Genomic DNA, 22,030 nt, shown 5'->3' with positions numbered 1-22,030 from the left:
GGGGTCAGCGGACGTAGTTCTTGAGGATCTCCGTGTCGAGTTCGATCCCGACCGGATCGGGAAGGGACACCTTCTCGCCGAACTTCGCGGTGCGCACGTCACGGTAACCGCCGACCAGCCGGTCCGGGCTGCTGTGCACGGTGAGGGTGCACGCGTCCCGGTCGATCAGCAGGTACAGAGGGATTCCGGACTGCCCGTACGCGGCCGGCTTCTCGTACCGGTCCCGCCGGTCGGTGTCGGAGTCGTAGGACGTGACCTCGACGACCATGAGAGCCCCTTCGGGGTCGGCCCACTCGCCGTGTCCCGCGAAATGGGCCTCGGGCGCGATCACGGCGTCCGGCTTCGCTCTGCCCTGCCGATACGTGTCCACCCGGAGCCCCTGGGCCTGGTACAGGTCCAGGTCGGGCCTTGACTGCATACAACGCCGGGTCAGCCAGGACACGATGGTGCTGTGGTCCCCGTCCGTCACCTGCTTGACTCCGATCCGTCCGTTGATGAACTCCAACGTGACGGTCTCGGGAGCGGCGGAGGCGATCGTTTCGAACTCCTCCACCGACATCTGAGACGTGCGCTCGGCCATAACCGTCATGTTGCCCCCCTTTCCGGGCGAAGGCCAGTGTCGCCAGTGGGCGTCGGGGAGGGGCGCAATTCGCCGTCGACCACACTTTCGAGTGACCGGGAGTCCACGCAGGCGCGGCCGCATACGCTCAGCCCATGCCGCCCGCCAGGAAACGCCCCCGCGCCTACGACCCCGCCAAGACCCGCAAGGCCGTCCTGGCCCAGTTCGGGCACGTACGGGAGGCGGTGGGCGTCCTCACCGAGGAGCGGCTCGCGCTGCCCACCCGGCTCGGGGAGTGGACCGTACGGGACCTGGCCGCACACCTCACCATGGCCGTGGAGAGCGTCAGCCGGGCCCTGGAGCGGCCCGAGCCGCCGAAGGCCGAGCTGAACCCCCTCGACTACGCCTCCGCGACCGCCGCCCACGCGTCCGCCATCGCCGAGGGCAGCCACGACCTGGCCGAGGCCCACCCCGGCCTCGTCGCCCTCTACGCGGAGGTGGAGCGGCGGATCACCGACGCGCTCGCCGCCGCCCCGCAGGGCCGGGTCATCGACACCCGCGCCGGCGGCATGCTCCTCGACGACTATCTGGTCACCCGCACCATCGAGCTGGTCGTCCACACCGACGACCTGAACGCCGCGGTCCCCGGCCTCGCCGTCCCCTACGACCGGCACGCCCTCGCCACCTGTGTCCGGGTGCTCGCCGACACCCTCGCCGCGCGGGTGCCCGGCGGCTCGACGGAGGTGCGGATTCCGCCGTACGCCGTCGTGCAGTGCGTGGAGGGGCCGAGGCACACCCGGGGCACCCCGCCGAACGTCGTCGAGACCGACCCGCTGACCTGGATCCGGCTCGCGACCGGCCGTGTGGAGTGGGCCACCGCCCTGGACGAGGCCCAGGTCAGCGCGAGCGGCGAACGGGCCGACCTGGGCGCCTTGCTGCCCCTGATGCGCTGACCGGGTCACGAAACCCGGTGGAACCACCCACCGACCCCACCCGTCCCACCGCCATGGACAAGCGACTGCGACTGACCCTCACCGCCCTGGCCGTGCTTCCGCTGCCGCTGCTCGCGGCCTGTGGCTCGGAGTCGGCCGGCGACTCCGGCAGCGGCGCCGTCGACGCGAGCACCACGAAGGCCTCGGTCACCGGCGTCCGCTGGAAGGTCGACAGCCTCACCGTGGGCGGGAAGACCGAACAGGCCCCCGACGGCGCCTATCTGAAGATCGCCGACAACGGCGAGGTCGACGGCAACTACGGCTGCAACACCTTCGGCTCGACCGCCGCGTTCAAGAAGAACGGCATCGACTTCGAGGCCGCGCGGTCCACCGAGATGGCCTGCGCCGACGCCCCGATGAAGTTCGAGAAGAGCTTCGCCCGCACCCTGGACGCGGGGACGTTCACGGCCGAGACCGCCGACGGCGGACTCACCCTCACCACGGGTGACGGCGACACCGTGAAGCTGACGAAGGAGAAGCCCGCCGAGCTGTACGGCACGAAGTGGCTGATCGACTCCCTGATGGACCACGACGTCGCCACCTCCCTCCCCGAGGCCGCCAGGGGCAAGGCCTGGTTCACCCTCGACGAGAAGGCCGGAACCCTCAGCGGAAGCGTCGGCTGCAACGAGGTGTCGGCGAAGGCCACGGTGAGCGAGGACCGCATCACCCTCGGCAATCCGCGGACCACCCGCAAGATGTGCTCCGACTCACTCATGGCCGCCGAGCGAAGCCTCCTGAAGATCTTCAAGGGCACGGTGGAGTATCGGATCGATCACCGCAGTATCACGCTGACCAGCGAAAACGACGCGGGCATCGGTGCCGTCGCCGACAAGTGACGTCTGAAGGGCCGCAGTCGGGAACCGGGGCGGGCGAGATCGCCGGATTCGGACCGGTGCACGATCTCGCCTACACTCGGTGGCGTGCCACGTGGTGACGGACGACTCAACCACGACCTTCTCCCCGGCGAGAAAGGCCCCCAGGACGCGTGTGGCGTCTTCGGTGTCTGGGCTCCGGGCGAAGAGGTCGCGAAGCTCACTTACTTCGGGCTCTACGCCCTCCAGCATCGGGGCCAGGAATCCGCGGGTATCGCGGTCAGCAACGGCTCCCAGATCCTCGTCTTCAAGGACATGGGCCTCGTTTCCCAGGTCTTCGACGAGACCTCGCTCGGTTCCCTCCAGGGTCACATCGCGGTCGGTCACGCCCGCTACTCGACCACGGGTGCCTCCGTGTGGGAGAACGCCCAGCCGACGTTCCGTGCCACCGCGCACGGCTCCATCGCGCTCGGCCACAACGGCAACCTGGTCAACACCGCCCAGCTCGCGGAGATGGTCGCCGACCTGCCCAAGCAGGAGGGCCGTACGCCCCGCGTCGCGGCCACCAACGACACCGACCTGCTCACCGCGCTCCTCGCGGCCCAGGTCGACGAGGACGGCAAGTCGCTGACCGTCGAGGAGGCCGCCCCGAAGGTCCTCCCGCAGGTCCGCGGTGCCTTCTCCCTGGTCTTCATGAACGAGCACACCCTGTACGCCGCCCGTGACCCGCAGGGGATCCGCCCGCTGGTCCTCGGCCGGCTGGAGCGCGGCTGGGTCGTCGCCTCCGAGGGCGCCGCCCTCGACATCTGCGGCGCGAGCTTCGTCCGCGAGATCGAGCCGGGCGAGTTCATCGCCATCGACGAGAACGGCCTGCGCAGCTCCCGATTCGCGGAAGCGAAGCCGAAGGGCTGTGTCTTCGAGTACGTCTACCTGGCCCGCCCGGACACCGACATCGCCGGCCGGAACGTGTACCTCTCCCGTGTGGAGATGGGCCGCAAGCTGGCCAAGGAAGCCCCGGTCGAGGCCGACCTCGTCATAGCGACCCCGGAGTCCGGCACCCCGGCCGCCATCGGCTACGCGGAGGCCTCGGGCATCCCGTTCGGTGCGGGTCTGGTGAAGAACGCGTATGTCGGACGTACGTTCATCCAGCCCTCCCAGACGATCCGCCAGCTCGGCATCCGTCTGAAGCTGAACCCGCTCAAGGAAGTCATCAAGGGCAAGCGCCTGGTGGTCGTCGACGACTCGATCGTCCGCGGCAACACCCAGCGCGCGCTGGTCCGGATGCTCCGCGAGGCGGGCGCCGCCGAGGTCCACATCCGGATCTCCTCGCCGCCCGTGAAGTGGCCCTGCTTCTTCGGCATCGACTTCGCGACCCGCGCCGAACTCATCGCCAACGGCATGACGATCGACGAGATCGGCACCTCGCTCGGCGCCGACTCCCTGGCGTACATCTCCCTCGACGGCATGATCGCGGCGACCACCATCGCCAAGCCCAACCTCTGCCGCGCCTGCTTCGACGGCGAGTACCCGATGGAGCTGCCGGACCCCGAGCTGCTCGGCAAGCAGCTCCTGGAGACCGAGCTGGCCGCCGGACCGGCAGCCACGGCCGCGGCCGACGCGATCCGTCGCCCGTAAGCCCGTCCTACCTGCAGTACGACACGAAAGTTCTCACCGTCATGTCTGAGACAACTGGTGCCAGCTACGCAGCCGCGGGCGTCGACATCGAGGCGGGCGACCGCGCCGTCGAGCTGATGAAGGAGTGGGTGAAGAAGACGCAGCGCCCCGAGGTCCTCGGCGGCCTCGGCGGCTTCGCCGGCCTCTTCGACGCCTCCGCCCTCAAGGGCTACGAGCGCCCGCTGCTCGCCTCCGCCACGGACGGCGTCGGCACGAAGGTCGACATCGCCCGGCAGCTCGGCGTGTACGACACCATCGGCCACGACCTGGTCGCGATGGTGATGGACGACATCGTGGTCTGCGGCGCCGAACCGCTGTTCATGACCGACTACATCTGTGTCGGCAAGGTCCACCCCGAGCGGGTCGCCGCCATCGTCAAGGGCATCGCCGAGGGCTGTGTCCTCGCCGGCTGCGCCCTCGTCGGCGGCGAGACCGCCGAGCACCCCGGCCTCCTCGGCCCGGACGACTTCGACGTGGCCGGCGCCGGCACGGGCGTGGTCGAGGCGGAGCACCTGCTCGGCCCGGATCGTATCCGTACGGGTGACGCGGTGATCGCCATGGCGGCCTCCGGCCTTCACTCGAACGGGTACTCGCTCGTCCGGCATGTCCTGCTGAACCAGGCCGGTCTCTCCCTGGACGCCGAGATCGCCGAGCTGGGCCGCACCCTCGGCGCGGAGCTGCTGGAGCCCACCAAGATCTACTCGCTGGACTGTCTGGCCCTCACCCGCACCACCGAGGTCCACGCCTTCAGCCACGTCACCGGCGGCGGTCTCGCGGCCAACCTGGCCCGCGTGATCCCCGACACGCTCCACGCGATCGTGGACCGCTCCACCTGGACCCCGGCCCCGATCTTCGACCTGGTCGGCAGGACGGGACAGGTCGAGCGCCTGGAGCTGGAGAAGACCCTGAACATGGGCGTGGGCATGATCGCCATCGTCCCCCAGGAGTCCGCGGACGTGGCCCTGAGGACCCTGGCGGACCGTGGTGTCGATGCCTGGGTGGCAGGCGAGATCACCGACCGCGCCGACCACACGACGGGCGCGGAACTGGTGGGCGACTACGCGCGGGCCTGAACAGCTCCAGCCCCTGGGGGCAGGCCGAAGGCCGCCCCCAGGGCCGCGGGGGACTGCGCGCGAGAAACGCACGACGCACCCGCAGTCGCCAGATCACAGGGGGACCCGAGCTACGAGGCGCCCCGCCCCAAGCGGAGCGGGACCGCACAAAACCCGGTCCGGCGGTGAAAACCCATCCGGACCGGGTAGCGCGGCGTTGCGACGTCAAGCCCCGCGGCGATGCGACGCCGGACCGGACTCGTCGTCCTCGTCCTCGTCGTCGTTGTAGAGATCCGCGTACTGGGAGTACGGGTCGTCGTCGTCTTCGTCATCCTCGAACGGCTCGCCATTCGGCGGCTGGCTCGAAGTCGAAGCGCCCAGCTCATTGGCCAGACGCGAAAGATCAGTCCCGCCGCTGCTGTACTTCAGCTGGCGGGCGACCTTCGTCTGCTTGGCCTTTGCCCGGCCGCGCCCCATGGCTCGACCCCCTCGGATACGGGGCTCGGTGGCCCCAGAGTCTTGACACGCGTTCATGATCTGGAACGGACTCTCCATGGAGAGACCGGTCCGTAGGGCTTCCACGGTACCTGAGCCCACGCCCATACGGTACGTCGCCCGCAGGACGTGCCCGTGCCCAGAACCGGCGAGGAGCCCTTTCCCCGCTGGTCAAAGGTGATTTTAACCGTTTCTGGGCGAGCGACCCGCCGACGGAAGTGAGAGTTCTCTCTAATGCCGCCGACGGGTACCGGCCGCCGCCGCACGTAGGCCGTGCGGCGCCGGCCGACCGGACTCAGTGACCGCGGCGCAAGGCCGCCTCGTGCATCCGCTGCTCGGCGATCCGGTCGGCCGCGGCGGCCGGCGGGATACCATCCGTCTTCGCACGTGCGAAGATCGCCAGTGTGGTGTCGAAGATCTTCGCGGCCTTGGCCCTGCACCGCTCGAAGTCGAACCCGTCGAGCTCGTCGGCGACCTGGATGACCCCGCCGGCGTTCACCACGTAGTCCGGCGCGTAGAGGATCCCGCGGTCGGCGAGGTCCTTCTCGACGCCGGGGTGCGCGAGCTGGTTGTTGGCCGCGCCGCACACCACCTTGGCGGTGAGGACGGGCACGGAGGCGTCGTCGAGGGCCCCGCCGAGCGCGCAGGGGGCGTAGATGTCGAGCCCCTCGGTCCGGATGAGCGCGTCGGTGCCGGAGACCGCGGTGATCCCTTCCGGGTGCCGGTCGAGGATCCGCCGTACGGCGTCCTCGCGCACGTCCGTGATCACGATCTCGGCGCCCTCGGCCAGCAGGTGGGTCACGAGGTGGTGGCCGACCTTGCCGACGCCCGCGATGCCGACCCGGCGGCCGCGCAGCGACGGATCGCCCCAGACGTGCTGGGCGGAGGCCCGCATGCCCTGGTAGACGCCGAAGGCGGTGAGCACGGACGAGTCGCCCGCGCCGCCGTTCTCGGGGGAGCGGCCCGTCGTCCAGCGGCACTCGCGGGCCACGACGTCCATGTCGGCGACGTACGTGCCGACGTCGCACGCGGTGACGTAACGGCCGCCCAGCGAGGCCACGAACCGCCCGTAGGCGAGCAGCAGCTCCTCGCTCCGGATCCGGTCGGGGTCGCCGATGATCACGGCCTTGCCGCCGCCGTGGTCGAGACCGGCCATGGCGTTCTTGTACGACATTCCGCGGGCGAGGTTCAGCGCGTCGGCGACGGCCTCCGCCTCGGTCGCGTACGGGTAGAAGCGCGTGCCGCCGAGAGCGGGGCCGAGCGCGGTGGAGTGGATGGCGATGACGGCCTTGAGGCCGCTGGCCCGGTCCTGGCAGAGCACGACTTGCTCGTGACCGCCCTGGTCCGACTGGAACAGGGTGTGCAGGACGCCGTCAGATACATCGGTCACTGTGGTGACTCCTGGGTAAGAAGCGGCGGTTGGGTACAGGCTCCCGTACGGGTGGCGGGGTCTGTGAGCATGAGATTAGAGCCTGCGTCCGCCGTACAGCGGCGCAGCCTCAGGATCACCCCACTTCCGGAGTACGGACGTGGTGCGATCCGCACAGTTTTCCGGCCCGCCGGTGTGCGGGTTCGGCAGGTTTCCCCGGTGACAGCCGGGGGAGGGAGCAGGCGTGCCCAAGGTGTCCTCGGTGATCGTCCCGTACGCGTCCTACCTTCGCGTGTACGAACCGCTGGCGGCCTTCCCCGAGCCGGAGCGCGGCCACTGGACCCGCTACGCCCGGCGCACCGACCGGCCCTCCTACCAGGACGAGCTGCGCCGCTCGCTGGCCGACCTGCTGCCGACCCCGCCCATGCCGGTGCCGGTGCACGAGAGCGGGGACGCCTTCGTGCTGGACGTCGACGGGGTGGTCTGCGTGTGCCCCTGGCGGACCCGGCTGCGCGGCTGGCAGGCGCTCGGCGACCTGGCCGAGGAGCTGCCCGCCCCGGTCCTGGACGCGGTGCTGCCGCCTCTGGTGCGGCACCAGGCGAGCCAGGACTACGAGCGGTGGATGGCGGGCAACCCCGACGCCCGTCCGTGGATCCGCACGGCGACCTGGCAGGTGCCGCTGAACTGGTTCGTGCTCGTCTCGGACGAGGAGCGCATCTACGAGAAGGGATCCGGCGAGAACTCGCCGGTGCTTCGCTATCGCACTCCCATGGTGCAGGCCCGGCGGCGCGTGGCGCGTGGGCTGCGGACCCTGCGGGACACCATCGACGAGGGGCCGCTCGTCGACGGTCTGATCGACGTGGGCCGCTGGCTGGAGGAGTTCCACCCGCGCTCGCTCGTCGAGCTGGACTACGGCGGCCTGGTGCACGTCCTGCCCGCCGCCGAGCTGGACGGCGACCACTCCGCCGCCGATGTCGCCGAGGGCATCGAGGCCCTCCGCGACGGGGACGGGCCTGCCGCCGGGGAGGCGTACGGGCGGCTGGTCGAGCGCTGGCGGGCGGTGCGGGACCGGCGCTCGGCGAACTGAGAGCGGCTCTCGGGCGATCAGGTTCGGGCACTCGGCGATCAGAACCGGACTGATCCGGTTGAACCGACTCAACCCCGCAGCCGTACTTGTGACTTGTGGGGCCAGTGAGCAAAGGCTTTCCATGAAGGCCGAACCATGGTGAACTGTCCACCCTTGACCCAAGCTTGACACCGCGCAGTTATCTGCGGGGCGTCACAGGGGGACGTAGGTCCCGATCCGGGCTTTTGCGTCAAGAAGCCGCCAAGCGTGACGGATTGCACTTACGCGGGCCTTGCCTCTTACGCACCTCCTCGTGTCAAAATAGGACAAGGAGCCCGGGGGAGGCTCCTTCTGCCCGCGTTTGGGTGGAATCTCTGCATTGCACGCTATGGGGGGGTCTCGTGACTCCTGCACGCCACTGTGACTGATCGTCACAGTGGCGTGACTGTCCGCTATGGGGTGGTCCATCGGCATCCGTCGCTGATGAACACCTGGGAGGGCAATTCCATCGGTTTGGCCGACGCGGCTGGACGGATGGTGTAGTTGTAGTGCCGAGGACAAGCCGTTCGTCCTATAACCGACTCGACTCGCGTCCGCCATTTCGGGCAACGCGGGTCAAGGTGCAGAATTTAGAGGAAAGAACCGAGAAGGTTCGGTTCTCCCGAGGAGGCCGCTCATGACCGCTCGCACCCCTGATGCCGAGCCGCTGCTGACCCCGGCTGAGGTCGCCACCATGTTCCGTGTGGACCCGAAGACGGTCACGCGGTGGGCGAAGGCCGGCAAGCTCACGTCCATCCGCACGCTCGGCGGACACCGCCGCTACCGCGAGGCTGAGGTCCGCGCACTGCTCGCGGGTATTCCGCAGCAGCGCAGCGAGGCCTGAAACCTCGCTTAACAGGGCATTTCGGCTGGTCCCCCAATCGGCCGGGAGCCTGGAAGCACCACCGCTCAAACTGCTTTGAACGACGCGGGTTCTGCCCCAACAGACCCCACGCCCGAGCCACACAGAACTTTCCGGGAGGCCTCAGGCCCCCTGGGCATCGTCAGGCAAGCACCAAGGGTGCGTCGTAGATCGCGCTGGACTCCGCCGGGTCCAGCGCGATCTTTTTTGTGCGCCGGACCGGGGGTGTCCGGTCGGGAAGCGACAGGTTGTGCGCGGGCTTGTCGGACTCTGGGGAGGCCTGTCGGATCTCCTGTGGAGGGTCTCAGGGACTGGTGCAATTGCACATATTAAATTGACCAGTTGTAGGAGACCGGTAAGAACCGGGGTTCCGAAAACTCATGCGGTGACACCCGTCACACGCCAGAGTCCTTGCTGCCCGAGCGGCATCTGCGGTAATGGAACCGGGAGTTACTCGTGGCATGCCCCAGCCGTTCCACCTAGCCGAGTGTGTTCCCTCCGGGGCGCGTCTCACGCCTTGGAGGGCGTCTCGTCCGCCGCGGGCCCCTCCGCGCCGTCCTCGCCGCCCGCCCCGTGCTCCGTCGCCAGCCGCAGCAGGCGGTGGCAGATGGGGCAGTGGCGGGTGAGGTGGCGGTACGAGGAAGCGGCCGACAGGTGTGCACGGAGCAATGCGCGGGTCTCGTGCCGAGCGGACGCCGCCATACGCCACCTCCAGGGTCTCGGGGCCCTGAATCTGAGGTACCGGCGGAATGTGACGCCGTCAACCCCCACCGCGCCCGAGGAGGGAGCGTGGACGCCCTCCGGGGGCGCGGGAAGCGCACGAGGGGCCACAGATGCCCCTCGCACGCCCAACGGCCCCAGCCGCCCTGGATCTTGGACGGTGACGGTCGCTCCCGCGCGGCTTCGCGACGACCGCCGCGCGGTGGGCTTCCGGGCGCTCCCGAAACCTTCCTCTTCACCCCGCCAACCGCATGGCCGCCGTCCCGCTCCCGTCCGCGCGGGACATGGCGGGCGCTCGACCGACGAGAGCCCGACGTATACGGGTGGCGAGGGCGCGGCACCCGGTGACCGCAATGCCACTTCCGCCTTGCCGGTCGGCGCGCGAGCCCCGCACCTCGACCGGGACGCCACGCCGGCCGACAGCCCTCACCAAGCCGAGGGCCGCATCGGGGAGAAGTCGGCGCACACGACGAGAGGCCCGCATTCTCTTCGAATGCGGGCCTCTCGGCGATCAAGCGGTCCTGACGGGATTTGAACCCGCGGCCTCCACCTTGACAGGGTGGCGAGCACTCCAAACTGCTCCACAGGACCAGGTTTCGCAGTCCGCGCCTTGTTGCCGCGCTGGCCTGCGAGAAGAGACTGTACAGGAGCGGGAGCCCGCCGCGCGAACTCACTTTCAGTGAAGGGGTCGTTACGGCACCGCCGCGTCGATCGCCTTCACGATCCGCTTGTCGGAGACGGGGTACGCCGTGCCCAGGGCATGCGCGAAATAGCTGACGCGCAGCTCCTCGATCATCCAGCGGATCTCCAGGACCGACGAGGGGACGGGCCGGCCCTGGGGGAGCTGTTCCAGCAGCCAGGCGTACTCGTCGCGCATCTCGTGGACCTTCTCCATGCGGGACGTGTCCCGCTGGACGGCGGTCGGCATCTGCTGCAGCCGGCGGTCGGCCGCCACCAGGTAGCGCATCAGGTCCGGCAGCCGCCGCAACCCCGCCTCCGTGACGAACCCGGGCTTCACCAGGGCGTCCAGCTGCCCTCGTACATCCGCGAGGTTGGCGAGGAGGGCCGGGCTGCGCGTGGACTTCAGCCGGCGCTCGCAGGCCTGCCAGGCGGCCAGCACCTGCTGCACCTGCCCGACCGTACGGACCGTCGTGTCGACGATCTCCGCGCGCACCTTGTCGTACAGCTTGCGGTACGACGACTCGTCCCAGGCGGGTCCGCCGAAGTCGGCGATCAGTTTGTCGGCCGCCGCCATCGCGCAGTCGTCGAACAGCGCCTGGATCGAACCGTGCGGATTCGCGGACAGTGCCAGCTTCTGAGCGTTGGTGAGCTTTTCGCTCGCGAACTTCGCAGGGTTGACCGGAATGTTGCGGAGGATGAGTCTCCGGGTGCCCTTCCACATCGCTTCGGACTGCTCCGCCTCGGTGTCGAAGAGGCGGACGGAGACGGTGTTCGACGTCGGTCCGTCGTCCACGAGTGCCGGGTACGCCTTCACCGGCTGCCCGGCCCTGCGGGTCTCGAAGACACGGGTGAGCGAGCCGATGGTCCAGTCGGTGAGGCCCTTGCGCTCCAGGGACTCGCCGCCCTCGCGCTCGGCGGTCGCGGCGGCGGCCTGGGAGAGGGCCTGACGGGCCTTCGGCTTCAGCCGCAGCCGCAGCGCCTCCAGGTCCTTGTCCTCGGCCACCTTCCGGCGCCGCTCGTCGACGATCCGGAAGGTGATCCTCAGATGGTCGGGGACCCGGGACCAGTCGAAGTCCTCGGGCGTCACCGGGACGCCCACCATGCGCTTCAGCTCGCGGGCCATCGTCACCGGCAGCGGCTCCTGGAGGGGGACCGCCTGGTCCAGGAAGCGCCGCGCGAAGTTGGGCGCCGGTACGTAGTTGCGGCGGATCGGCTTGGGGAGGGAACGGATCAGCTCCGTCACGACCTCCTCCCGCAGACCCGGGATCTGCCAGTCGAAGCCCTCGTCGGTGACCTGGTTGAGGACCTGGAGGGGGACGTGGACCGTCACCCCGTCCGCGTCGGCACCCGGCTCGAACTGGTACGTGACACGGAACTTGAGCTGCCCCTGGCGCCAGGAGTCCGGGTAGTCGTCCTTCGTGACCGCCTCCGCCGACTCCCGGATGAGCATCTCCCGCTCGAAGTCCAGGAAGTCCGGCTGCTCATGGCGCTTGTGCTTCCACCAGGAGTCGAAGTGGGCGCCGGAGACGACATGCTCGGGGACCCGCTGGTCGTAGAAGTCGAACAGGGTGTCGTCGTCGACCACGATGTCCCGGCGCCGGGCCCGGTGCTCCAGCTCCTCGACCTCGCTGAGCAGCTTGCGGTTGTCGGCGAAGAACTTGTGGTGCGTGCGCCAGTCGCCCTCGACCAGGGCGTTCCGGATGAACAGCTCGCGGCTGGCCTCCGCGTCGATCCGTCCGTAGTTGATCTTCCGCTGGACGACGATCGGCACGCCGTACAGCGTGACCTTCTCGTACGCCATCACGGCCGCCTGGTCCTTCTCCCAGTGCGGCTCGCTGTACGTGCGCTTCAGCAGGTGCTCGGCGAGCGGCTCGACCCACTCGGGCTCGATCCTGGCGTTCACCCGGGCCCACAGGCGCGAGGTCTCCACCAGTTCCGCCGACATCACGAAGCGCGGGGGCTTCTTGAAGAGGGCCGAGCCGGGGAAGATCGCGAACTTGGCGTTCCGGGCGCCCAGGTACTCGTTCTTGCCCGTGCTCCGTCCGCCCTCGCCCCCGGTCTCCTTCACGTCCTTCATGCCGATGTGGGACAGCAGACCGGCGAGGAGGGAGAGGTGAACGTGCTGCTCGGGGGCGTCGTCCTCGTTGAGGTGGATGTCCATCTGCCGGGCGACCGTGCGCAGTTGGCTGTAGATGTCCTGCCACTCGCGGATCCGCAGGAAGTTCAGGTACTCCTGCTTGCACATCCGGCGGAAGGACGACGAGCCGCGTTCCTTCTGCTGCTCGCGGACGTACCGCCAGAGGTTGAGGTAGGCGAGGAAGTCGCTCGTCTCGTCCTTGAAGCGGGCGTGCTGCTGGTCCGCCTGGGCCTGCTTGTCGGCGGGGCGCTCGCGCGGGTCCTGGATGGAGAGCGCGGCGGCGATCACCATGACCTCGCGGGCACAGCCGTTCTTGTCGGCCTCGACGACCATGCGGGCCAGACGCGGGTCGACCGGCAGCTGCGAGAGCTTGCGGCCCATCGGGGTCAGCCGTTTGCGTGCGTCCTTCTGTGCCGCGTCGAGCGCGCCGAGCTCCTGGAGGAGCTGGACGCCGTCGCGGATGTTGCGGTGGTCCGGCGGGTCGATGAAGGGGAACTTCTCGATGTCACCGAGGCCGGCCGCGGTCATCTGCAGGATGACGGAGGCGAGGTTCGTCCGGAGGATCTCCGCGTCCGTGAACTCCGGACGCGCCTCGAAGTCGTCCTCGCTGTACAGGCGGATGCAGACACCGTCGGACGTACGGCCGCAGCGGCCCTTGCGCTGGTTGGCGCTGGCCTGGGAGATCGCCTCGATCGGGAGGCGCTGGACCTTGGTGCGGTGGCTGTAGCGGCTGATGCGGGCGAAGCCCGGGTCGATGACGTACTTGATGCCGGGCACCGTGAGGGAGGTCTCGGCGACGTTCGTGGCCAGAACGATCCTGCGCCCCGTGTGGGGCTGGAAGACCCGGTGCTGCTCGGCGTGCGAGAGCCGGGCGTACAGAGGGAGCACCTCCGTGAACCGGTAGTTCTTCTTGATCAGCGCGTCGGCGGTGTCGCGGATCTCCCGCTCCCCGGAGAGGAAGACGAGGATGTCACCCTTCCCCTCGCCCTGAAGCTCCTCGACGGCGTCACAGATCGCGGTGATCTGGTCCCGGTCGGCGTCGTCGCCGTCCTCCTCCAGCAGGGGGCGGTAGCGCACCTCGACCGGGTACGTACGGCCGCTGACCTCGACGATCGGCGCGTCGCCGAAGTGGCGGGAGAAACGCTCGGGGTCGATGGTCGCGGAGGTGATGACGACCTTGAGGTCGGGGCGCTTGGGCAGCAGCTGGGCGAGATAACCCAGCAGGAAGTCGATGTTGAGGGACCGCTCGTGGGCCTCGTCGATGATGATCGTGTCGTAGGCGCGCAGCTCGCGGTCCGTCTGGATCTCGGCGAGCAGGATGCCGTCCGTCATCAGCTTGACGAAGGTGGCGTCCGGGTTGACCTGGTCGGTGAAGCGCACCTTCCAACCCACGGCCTCGCCGAGCGGGGTCCGCAGCTCCTCCGCCACGCGCTCGGCGACCGTACGGGCGGCGATACGACGGGGCTGGGTGTGCCCGATCATGCCGCGGACGCCACGCCCCAGCTCCATACAGATCTTGGGGATCTGGGTCGTCTTTCCGGAGCCGGTCTCGCCCGCGACGATGACGACCTGATGATCGCGGATGGCCGCCGCGATGTCGTCCTTCTTCTGGCTGACGGGCAGCTGCTCGGGGTACGAGACGGCCGGCACGCGCGCGGCGCGTTCGGCCATGCGGGACACGCCCTTGGTGACCTCCGCCTCGATCTCGGCGAGCACGGCGGCCCGGGCCTCGGGCTTACGGATCTTGCGCGCGCCTTCGAGCCTGCGTCCGAGCCGGTGCGCGTCGCGCAGGGACAGCTCGGCCAGACGGGGGGCGAGGGCGCCGAAGGCGGGGGCAGGTGGCGTAGACATACGGAACCCAGGATCTCACCTCGACGAAACGAGGGGCGAACGCTTTTGCGTCCGCCCCTCGCCCGGTGCCTGTGATGCGCGTTACCGCACGTCGACGTAGTCCTCTTTACCGCTGCCGACGAAGTGCTTGCTGTCGGGCTTCGCGAAGACGGGTACCCAGGTGCCGTCCTGCTGGGCCGTGAATCCCTTGCTGAAGGAACCGTTCGATTTCGAGGTGACGGTCGTCATCAGGTACCAGGTCTTCTTGCCCTTGGGCCGGAAGAGGATCTGGACCTTCTTGGAGCCGTACGCCTTCCACGTGGACGCGTCGGCCTTGCGCTCCTGGAGCACGCCCTTGACGGTGACCGTGCGGCCCTTGCGGACCGGCTCGGGCGAGGCGTTCGCGTCCTTGATCCGGGTGAGGATTCGGTTCTCGCGCGACGCGCCGCTGGTGGTGCCCTTGACGTCGTACGTCGTGGAACCGGCGTACCGCAGCCGCCAGTAGCCGTCGGTGTAGCCCGGCACCTTGACGCGGAACTGCTCGTCGAAGCCGGTCTTCACCGTCTTCTCGGTGGTCCAGCCGGTCTTGCCGTCGGGCGAGTACTGGACGGCGACGCTCACCCGCTCGCTGTGGTCGTCCCCGGTGACCCCGAGCGTGCCGGAGACGCTGAGCTCGGCGTACTCGTCCAGCGAGGCCGTGAACTCCCGGAACTTCGTCGTCGCCGTGACCGCGACGGAGATGTCGGCGGTCGCGGTGCGCTGGATCCAGGCGTTGTGCGGGTACGGCGAGAAGGCCACCTCGTACACGGTCTTCTGATACGGGCTCGCCACGAAGCCGAAGCGGCCTTCGGCGTCCGTGGTCGCCTCGATCGGGCTGGCGGTGCTGCTGTTCTTGTGGTCCATCTCCAGCGGAATGCCGGACAGGGGCTTCCACTCCGAGCCGCTCTGGTACTCGAGCGTGCCGGAGACCGTGATCCTGTCGCCGGCCGTGGGGTGGAAGCTCGCCTTGTCGAGGACGAGGCGGGTCGGTGCCGCCTTGGGTGCGATGTCGACCCAGGGGGTGGAGGCGTACCCCAGATCGCCCTGGTACGTGGCCCAGGCCCAGCCGCCCTCCGCCAGCTCGCGGGTGACAGAGAAGTGACCCTTCTCGTCCGTGGTGGCCGTCGTCTCGATGCGCTGGCCGATCCTGAGGTCCACGGAGGCGCCCGGCAGGGGCTCGGTCGCGCGGGTGCTCGGATCGCGCACGACCAGGTCACCGCTGACCGTGACCGTCTTGTCGTCGATGGTCGGTGCGGTGGGAGTGACGGCGAAGTCCTGGAGGACCGGCTGCTTGCGGTACCGCAGGGTGCCGGCGTTCTTGCGGACCGTGGTCTCACCCGCGCTGGTGGTGGCCTCGACGTCGATCGTGTAGTCGCCCAGGGTGTCCAGGTGGACGGGGGGCGAGGACCACACGCCTTCCCAGCTGGTGACCCAGTTCGTCTGCTTGAAATCGGTGACCGTCGCCACGGGGGTGTCGGATTCGGCACTGCCGACGGGGCGGAGCGTCGCGGTGATCTCCGTGACGTCCTCGCCGATCGCGCTGCCGTGGTTGAGGCGTACGTCGATGGCCGCCCAGTCGCCGGAGCTGCCCGCCTCCTTGACGACCGGAGCGTCGGCGTGTGCCGTGCCGGGTATCGCGAGCACGGAGAACAGGACGGCGCCGACCGTCACAAGTCCCCTGGTGATGCCTCTCAAGAACCCCCCTCAGGTTTCCATGAGCGACGAAAACCCCCTCCAGGTGACTGGAGGGGGTTTTCGTGTGATGTGGCTGGGGCCGGGGTCGAACCGGCGACCTATCGCTTTTCAGGCGATCGCTCGTACCAACTGAGCTACCCAGCCGCGATGTTTCACGTGAAACACCAGCGGTCCTGACGGGATTTGAACCCGCGGCCTCCACCTTGACAGGGTGGCGAGCACTCCAAACTGCTCCACAGGACCAAGCTTGTGCGGGACTAGTCTCGCACAGGGTGTTGCGTACCCCCAACGGGATTCGAACCCGTGCTACCGCCTTGAAAGGGCGGCGTCCTAGGCCGCTAGACGATGAGGGCTATCGGCCCGCCTGCGCGCTTCTCAGCGCGTCGGGGACGTGAGAAGCATATGGGATGGCGGGAGGTATCGCCAAAACGGTTTACGGGCCACTGGGAGACCCCTTCTTCGACGTACTTCCCGAGGGCGACGGGGACCGTTCGTCGCCGTCCTCCTCCCCGGGTGCGGCACCCGGCTGGTTCTCCTTGGGCAGATGGCGGCTGACCTCCGCCGTTGTCAGGCCCAGGCCGCCCAGCTTGATCTCGTCCCAGGCCTGCAGACGACGGGTGTCGCGGTCGAGGTACAGGACCGAGGCCTCGATCGGGTCGGGGTGCTGCCCCTCCAGGGCGCGCAGACCGCTGCCGCCCGTCGAGCCCTCGATGCGCAGGCGGGTGCCCTCGCGGAGGACCTCCATCTCGGGGTGGTGCAGATGCCCGGCGAGGACGAGCGGGACGTCGCCGTCCGTCTCCCGGGCGGCGTCCGGGTTGTGGGCGATCGCGATGTCCACGGGGGTGCCCGCGGCCCGCTGCGCGCGCAGGGCGTCCGCCAGCCGCCGCCCGGCCGCCTCCTCCGACGGCAGGCCCGACGCGCCGCCCGAGCGGTCCGGGGTGAACTGCGGGTCCCCCATCCCGGCGAACCGCAGCCCGCCCACGGTCACCGCCTTCCCCTCGTCGAGGACGTGGGTGTGGTCGATGCCCTCCAGATAGCGCTGCGTCGCACGGGAGTCGTGGTTGCCGCGCACCCAGACGTACGGGGCCCCGAGGTCGGCGATCGGGTCGAGGAACCCGTTCTCGGCGGCGGTGCCGTGGTCCATGGTGTCGCCGGAGTCGACGATGACGTTGATCTCGTACTGCTCCACCAGCGAGGCGATGATCTTCCAGCTCGCGGGGTTCAGATGGATGTCGGAGACGTGCAGGACGCGGATGGTCGTCGGGTCCGGCTGGTACGCGGGGAGTGTGGACGTGACGTCGTACAGCTTGGTCACGTTCGTCACCAGGCGGGCCAACTCCTTCTGGTAGACGTCGAATTCGGTGACGATGCTGCGCGCGTTGCCGACGATCGAGGGGGCGGAGGAGAGCAGGCCCGAGAACTTCGGCTCCAGGACGGAGTTCGGGTTCCAGGTGGCGGCGGCCGTCCCGCCGGCACCGGCCAGGAGCACGAAGGCGAGGCCGCCGGCGGCGAGGGCGCGGCGGGGGCGGCGGTAGACGGCGAGGCCGAGCGTGGTGGCCCCGGCGACGACGGCGACGCCGGACCGTACGGCCAGGTCGATGGTGCCGTGCCGCACGTCGGAGGCGATCTCCTCCTGCAGCCCGGAGATCCGCTCGGGGTGGTCGACCAGGGCCTGGGCGCGCTCGGGGTCGAGCTGGTCGACGTTCACGTCCAGGCGTACGGGGGCGTTGTGGCTCTGCAGCTCCAGGGCGCCCAGCGGAGAGACGTTGATCTTCGTGCCGCCGGTGAGGGACGGGCGCAGGGTCATCGTCGTGTTCATGGGGCCGACGGGGGTGCGGACGTTGCCCACGATCAGCAGGCCCAGCCAGGCGCCGAGCAGGACGACCGCGACCAGGCTGAGTGCCCGCGTCCACGGGTGGGGGTGGTGGACCAGCTCGACGGTCGGGTGCGCGCGGCGGGACCGGTGGTGCCGGGCCAGGGCGCGGGGGGCGCGGGACAGGGCGCGGCGGATGCGGCGCAGGGTCGAACGCGGGACGTCGGGGGTGTCGGCGGAGGCCGGGTCGGCGGGGGCGCGTGCCATTGGTCGCGTATGCCCCGGGGCGGGGGCGGATATGCGGCGGGGGTGGTGGGGGCGGGAGGGGTGGCCGCCGGGGCGTCGTGCGGGTGGGCGGTGCCTGGGTCCGGCGTTCGCGGGTGCGCCGGGCTCGCGGATGCGCCGGGTTTGCGGTGCCCGGTGCGGCCCGCGTGCTTCCCGGGGCTCTCGTACCCGCGTGTCGTGCATGACAATGGCCGTGTGCTGGAGATGACGCGCGAGGAGTTCGAGGAACTGGTCGCCACGGCGTTGGACCGGATTCCGCCGGAGCTGACACGGCTGATGGACAACGTGGCGGTGTTCGTCGAGGACGAGCCGCCCGCCGACGACCCCGAGTTGCTCGGGCTGTACGAGGGAACTCCGCTCACGGATCGCGGCGAGTGGTACGCGGGGGTGCTGCCGGACCGGATCACGATCTACCGGGGGCCGACGCTGCGGATGTGCGAGTCGCGGGAGGACGTGGTCGCGGAGACCGAGGTGACCGTGGTCCACGAGATCGCGCATCACTTCGGGATCGACGACGCGCGGTTGCACGCGCTGGGGTACGGATAGGGGCCGGCGCGGGCGCCGGGCGGCGCGTGTCTTCTTGTGGGCGGCGGGAGTTGGGCAGGGGGACTCCCCTTCACGCCCCCCTCGGAGGTGGCCGCCGTGCGCGCCTTGAACGTACCCGTCCGTCTGGCCGCCACGGTCATGGCCGTAGCGGCGGCCGCCGGCTGTATGAGCGTGGGGGACGACGGGCGGAAGCCCGGGCCGTCGCCGTCCGCGGGGCAGCGGGGCGGCGAGAGGCCCGACGGGGGCTCCGCGTGGACGGGTGGCGGCGGTACGGGGTACCAGGCCGGGCAGGGGAAGCGGCACGGCTCCGCCTCGCCCGGCCCTTCCGCGTCCGGGTCCCCTTCCGCGTCCGCGTCGGCCTCCGGGGCGGCCAAGCCGTCCGGCAGGGCGAAGCCGCCCGAGGGAGGCAAGGGCGGAGGGAAGGGCGAGGGGCCGCAGAAGCCCGAGCCGACCAAGGGCGAGCCGTCCCCGCCGCCGGTCGTGGAGCCCGAGCCCGAGCCGACCGAGCCGCCCCAGTCGCCGTCGCCCGTGCCCGAGCCCTCGGCCGAGCCGTCGTCGTCCGCGCACGAGCAGGGCGGGCACGAGCAGGGCGCGCAGCTCGTGGAGCGGGAGCCGGCGCCGGAGGCGGGGGACGCCGCCTAGCGCCGCCCCGCGCATGCTGCACGAGCCGCCCGATGCATGCTGTAGGATGAGATTTCTGCCGCCGCTTGACGTCGGCCCTCACCTCCGCCCGAAAACGTCGGGCCCGGACCTGCGGATATCCGCTGGGTTTGCCTTGAGGGGTTGCGGGTGCGTATGGTGGCAGATCGTTTGATCCCCTTGCCCCATTGCCCGGCGCCATCACAGAGCGCGCCGTGTGGCGCGTACTCTCCCTTGCCGTGGCGGACCGCATAGAGGCGGTCGTGTGCGAATCACGGAGTTGACGGGCGCGTGCCGACGAGACTCCGGAAGGTTTCGCATACGCATGTCCATTTCCAGTACTGATCACGTTGTCGTGCCCGAGAACGGCGCGGACGCAGAGGTCGTCGAGAACATCGAGAACGCCTCCGCCGAGGCCGCTCCCGAGGTCACCTTCGCGACTCTCGGTCTCCCCGAGGGCGTCGTGCGCAAGCTCGCGCAGAACGGCGTGACCACCCCCTTCCCGATCCAGGCCGCGACCATCCCGGACGCCCTGGCCGGCAAGGACATCCTCGGCCGCGGCCGCACCGGCTCCGGCAAGACGCTGTCGTTCGGTCTGCCGCTGCTCGCGCAGCTGGCCGGCGGCCACACGGAGAAGAAGAAGCCCCGCGGCATCATCCTCACGCCGACGCGTGAGCTCGCGATGCAGGTCGCGGACGCCCTCCAGCCGTACGGTGACGTCCTCGGCCTGAAGATGAAGGTCGTCTGCGGCGGTACGTCGATGGGCAACCAGATCTACGCCCTGGAGCGCGGCGTCGACGTCCTCGTCGCCACCCCGGGCCGGCTGCGCGACCTCATCAACCGTGGCGCCTGCTCCCTGGAGAACGTCCAGGTCGCCGTGCTCGACGAGGCCGACCAGATGTCCGACCTGGGCTTCCTGCCCGAGGTCACCGAGCTGCTCGACCAGATCCCGGGCGGCGGCCAGCGGATGCTGTTCTCGGCCACGATGGAGAACGAGATCTCCACGCTGGTCAAGCGTTACCTGAGCAACCCGGTCACGCACGAGGTCGACAGCGCCCAGGGCAACGTCACGACCATGTCGCACCACATCCTGATCGTGAAGCCCAAGGACAAGGCGCCGGTCACCGCCGCGATCGCCTCCCGCAAGGGCCGCACGATCATCTTCGTCCGCACCCAGCTGGGCGCCGACCGCATCGCCGAGCAGCTCTGCGACTCCGGTGTGAAGGCCGACGCGCTCCACGGCGGTATGACGCAGGGCGCGCGTACCCGCGTCCTGGAGGACTTCAAGAAGGGCTACGTCAACGCGCTGGTCGCGACCGACGTGGCCGCCCGCGGTATCCACGTCGACGGCATCGACCTGGTCCTCAACGTGGACCCGGCCGGTGACCACAAGGACTACCTGCACCGCTCCGGCCGTACGGCCCGCGCGGGCCGCAGCGGCACAGTCGTGTCCCTGTCCCTGCCGCACCAGCGCCGGCAGATCTTCCGCCTGATGGAGGACGCGGGCGTCGACGCCTCGCGCCACATCATCCAGGGCGGTACGGCCTTCGACACCGAGGTCGCCGACATCACCGGCGCCCGGTCGATGACCGAGGTCCAGGCCGAGTCGGCCGACAACGCCGCGCAGCAGGCGGAGCGTGAGGTCTCCCAGCTCACCAAGGAGCTGGAGCGGGCCACGCGCCGCGCCGCCGAGCTGCGTGACGAGGCCACCCGGCTGACCGCGCGCGCCGCGCGGGAGCGGGGCGAGGACCCGGAGGCGGCCGTCGCCGCCGCTGCCGAGGCCATCACCGTCACCGCCGCCGTCGAGGCGGACGGTACGGCGGTCGAGGCCCCGGCCGCGATCGTCGAGCAGCCTGCCGAGCGTCCGGCGTACGAGCGTTCCTCGTACGACCAGCCGCGTCAGCGCCGCGAGGAGCGGGGCGGCAGCGGCTACGACCGTGGTGACCGCGGTGACCGTGGTGGGTTCCGCCGCGACGGCGAGCGCGGTGGGTTCGACCGTCGTGACGACCGTCGGGACGGCGACCGTGGTGGCCGTACCTTCGAGCGTCGTGACGACCGCGGTGGCAGTGGCTTCCGTCGGGACAACGACCGTGGCGGCCGTACCTTCGAGCGTCGTGACGACCGCGGTGGCAGTGGCTTCCGCCGGGACAACGACCGTCGTGACGACCGTCGGGACGGCGACCGTGGTGGCCGCTCCTTCGAGCGTCGTGACGACCGTGGCGGCAGCGGCTTCCGCCGGGACAACGCCGGTGGCGGGTTCGAGCGCCGTGACGGCGACCGCGGTGGGCGTTCGTTCGAGCGTCGTGACGACCGTGGCGGCAGCGGGTTCCGTCGGGACAACGACCGTGGCGGCCGTTCCTTCGAGCGTCGCGACGAGCGTGGCGGGCACCGGGGCAGCGACCGTCCGTTCAACCGTGACCGCCAGGGCGGCGACCGTCCGGGCTTCCGCTCCGGCGGCCACGAGCGTCCGTACGGCCGTCGTGACGACCACCGCGGCACCGGCACCGGTTCCGGTTCCGGCACCGGCACCGGCTCCTCCTTCGGCCGCCGCGACGACAAGCCGCGCTGGAAGCGCAACGGCTGATCCCGTTCGCTGAGGCCGGTGGCTGACGCCGACTCACACCTCGAAGGGCCCGTACGACTCCGGTCGTACGGGCCTTCGTGTGTGTTCGGTCAGGTTCGATCCCGCATCGATCGGTTCTCGCCGATTTTCGGCCACGGTGTG

Annotated in this window: 16 protein-coding genes and 4 tRNA genes; 9 read left to right on the top strand and 11 right to left on the bottom strand. The window is 69.9% G+C overall.

The genetic code is table 11. The annotated features are described in order from the left end of the window. Positions 1 to 4: 4 nt before the first annotated feature. Complete coding sequence (locus tag ACWCRJ_RS39165) at positions 5 to 589, bottom strand: Uma2 family endonuclease (RefSeq protein ID WP_450943770.1); 585 nt, start codon at positions 587 to 589, stop codon at positions 5 to 7. Positions 590 to 714: 125 nt separating this feature from the next. On the opposite strand from ACWCRJ_RS39165, the gene ACWCRJ_RS39160 reads away from it, so the two are divergent. The 4 genes from ACWCRJ_RS39160 to purM all read left to right on the top strand — a co-directional run bounded on the left by ACWCRJ_RS39160 (position 715) and on the right by purM (position 5,110). Continuing rightward, positions 715 to 1,512, top strand: a complete 798-nt coding sequence (locus ACWCRJ_RS39160; protein WP_450943769.1) for a sterol carrier family protein — start codon at positions 715 to 717, stop codon at positions 1,510 to 1,512. A gap of 53 nt (positions 1,513 to 1,565) precedes the next feature. Continuing rightward, the gene (locus ACWCRJ_RS39155; RefSeq protein WP_450943789.1) at positions 1,566 to 2,387 is read left to right on the top strand and encodes an META domain-containing protein; all 822 of its coding nucleotides are present in this window, start codon (positions 1,566 to 1,568) and stop codon (positions 2,385 to 2,387) included. 84 nt (positions 2,388 to 2,471) lie between these two features. Further along, complete coding sequence (gene purF / locus ACWCRJ_RS39150; protein ID WP_450943768.1) at positions 2,472 to 3,998, top strand: amidophosphoribosyltransferase; 1,527 nt, start codon at positions 2,472 to 2,474, stop codon at positions 3,996 to 3,998. Positions 3,999 to 4,039: 41 nt separating this feature from the next. Further along, entirely contained in the window at positions 4,040 to 5,110 is a 1,071-nt protein-coding gene (purM, locus tag ACWCRJ_RS39145; protein WP_450943767.1) for a phosphoribosylformylglycinamidine cyclo-ligase, read from the top strand. A 204-nt stretch (positions 5,111 to 5,314) separates the two neighbouring features. On the opposite strand, the gene ACWCRJ_RS39140 is transcribed toward purM, so the two are convergent. Both ACWCRJ_RS39140 and ACWCRJ_RS39135 read right to left on the bottom strand, forming a co-directional pair. Continuing rightward, positions 5,315 to 5,566, bottom strand: a complete 252-nt coding sequence (locus tag ACWCRJ_RS39140) for a DUF3073 domain-containing protein (RefSeq protein ID WP_450943766.1) — start codon at positions 5,564 to 5,566, stop codon at positions 5,315 to 5,317. Positions 5,567 to 5,879: 313 nt separating this feature from the next. Then, positions 5,880 to 6,974 (bottom strand): Leu/Phe/Val dehydrogenase, encoded by a 1,095-nt coding sequence (locus tag ACWCRJ_RS39135; protein WP_450943765.1) that lies wholly within the window; start codon positions 6,972 to 6,974, stop codon positions 5,880 to 5,882. 223 nt (positions 6,975 to 7,197) lie between these two features. Here ACWCRJ_RS39135 and ACWCRJ_RS39130 point away from each other — a divergent pair, with 223 nt between their 5' ends. Both ACWCRJ_RS39130 and bldC read left to right on the top strand, forming a co-directional pair. Next, positions 7,198 to 8,040, top strand: coding sequence for a hypothetical protein (locus ACWCRJ_RS39130; protein WP_450943764.1), 843 nt, complete (start codon positions 7,198 to 7,200; stop codon positions 8,038 to 8,040). 655 nt (positions 8,041 to 8,695) lie between these two features. Then, positions 8,696 to 8,902, top strand: a complete 207-nt coding sequence (gene bldC, locus ACWCRJ_RS39125; protein WP_003949541.1) for a developmental transcriptional regulator BldC — start codon at positions 8,696 to 8,698, stop codon at positions 8,900 to 8,902. Positions 8,903 to 9,430: 528 nt separating this feature from the next. Here bldC and ACWCRJ_RS39120 read toward each other — a convergent pair. The 8 genes from ACWCRJ_RS39120 to ACWCRJ_RS39085 form a co-directional block, all read right to left on the bottom strand. Continuing rightward, entirely contained in the window at positions 9,431 to 9,622 is a 192-nt protein-coding gene (locus ACWCRJ_RS39120) for a DUF6274 family protein (protein WP_450943763.1), read from the bottom strand. Positions 9,623 to 10,156: 534 nt separating this feature from the next. Further along, a tRNA-Asp gene (locus ACWCRJ_RS39115) sits at positions 10,157 to 10,231 on the bottom strand. 100 nt (positions 10,232 to 10,331) lie between these two features. Next, the gene (gene hrpA, locus ACWCRJ_RS39110) at positions 10,332 to 14,309 is read right to left on the bottom strand and encodes an ATP-dependent RNA helicase HrpA (RefSeq protein WP_450943762.1); all 3,978 of its coding nucleotides are present in this window, start codon (positions 14,307 to 14,309) and stop codon (positions 10,332 to 10,334) included. 81 nt (positions 14,310 to 14,390) lie between these two features. Next, positions 14,391 to 16,022 carry a hypothetical protein gene (locus ACWCRJ_RS39105; protein WP_450943761.1) on the bottom strand — a complete coding sequence of 544 codons (1,632 nt, stop codon included), beginning with the start codon at positions 16,020 to 16,022 and terminating at the stop codon, positions 14,391 to 14,393. A gap of 70 nt (positions 16,023 to 16,092) precedes the next feature. Next, positions 16,093 to 16,166 (bottom strand) — tRNA-Phe (locus ACWCRJ_RS39100). 24 nt (positions 16,167 to 16,190) lie between these two features. Further along, positions 16,191 to 16,265, bottom strand: a tRNA-Asp gene (locus ACWCRJ_RS39095). Positions 16,266 to 16,302: 37 nt separating this feature from the next. Continuing rightward, a tRNA-Glu gene (locus ACWCRJ_RS39090) sits at positions 16,303 to 16,375 on the bottom strand. An 80-nt stretch (positions 16,376 to 16,455) separates the two neighbouring features. After that, positions 16,456 to 18,102 carry a metallophosphoesterase family protein gene (locus ACWCRJ_RS39085; RefSeq protein ID WP_450943760.1) on the bottom strand — a complete coding sequence of 549 codons (1,647 nt, stop codon included), beginning with the start codon at positions 18,100 to 18,102 and terminating at the stop codon, positions 16,456 to 16,458. Between the two features lie 213 nt (positions 18,103 to 18,315). On the opposite strand from ACWCRJ_RS39085, the gene ACWCRJ_RS39080 reads away from it, so the two are divergent. From ACWCRJ_RS39080 to ACWCRJ_RS39070, 3 genes are all read left to right on the top strand, one after another. Beyond that, complete coding sequence (locus ACWCRJ_RS39080; RefSeq protein ID WP_005482646.1) at positions 18,316 to 18,666, top strand: metallopeptidase family protein; 351 nt, start codon at positions 18,316 to 18,318, stop codon at positions 18,664 to 18,666. A gap of 96 nt (positions 18,667 to 18,762) precedes the next feature. Then, positions 18,763 to 19,308, top strand: coding sequence for a hypothetical protein (locus ACWCRJ_RS39075; protein WP_450943759.1), 546 nt, complete (start codon positions 18,763 to 18,765; stop codon positions 19,306 to 19,308). Between the two features lie 322 nt (positions 19,309 to 19,630). Beyond that, the gene (locus tag ACWCRJ_RS39070) at positions 19,631 to 21,889 is read left to right on the top strand and encodes a DEAD/DEAH box helicase (protein WP_450943758.1); all 2,259 of its coding nucleotides are present in this window, start codon (positions 19,631 to 19,633) and stop codon (positions 21,887 to 21,889) included. The last annotated feature ends 141 nt before the right edge of the window (positions 21,890 to 22,030 follow it).

Source organism: Streptomyces sp. NPDC002324 (assembly GCF_053593335.1).
This window is presented reverse-complemented; position numbering and strand designations above follow the sequence as displayed.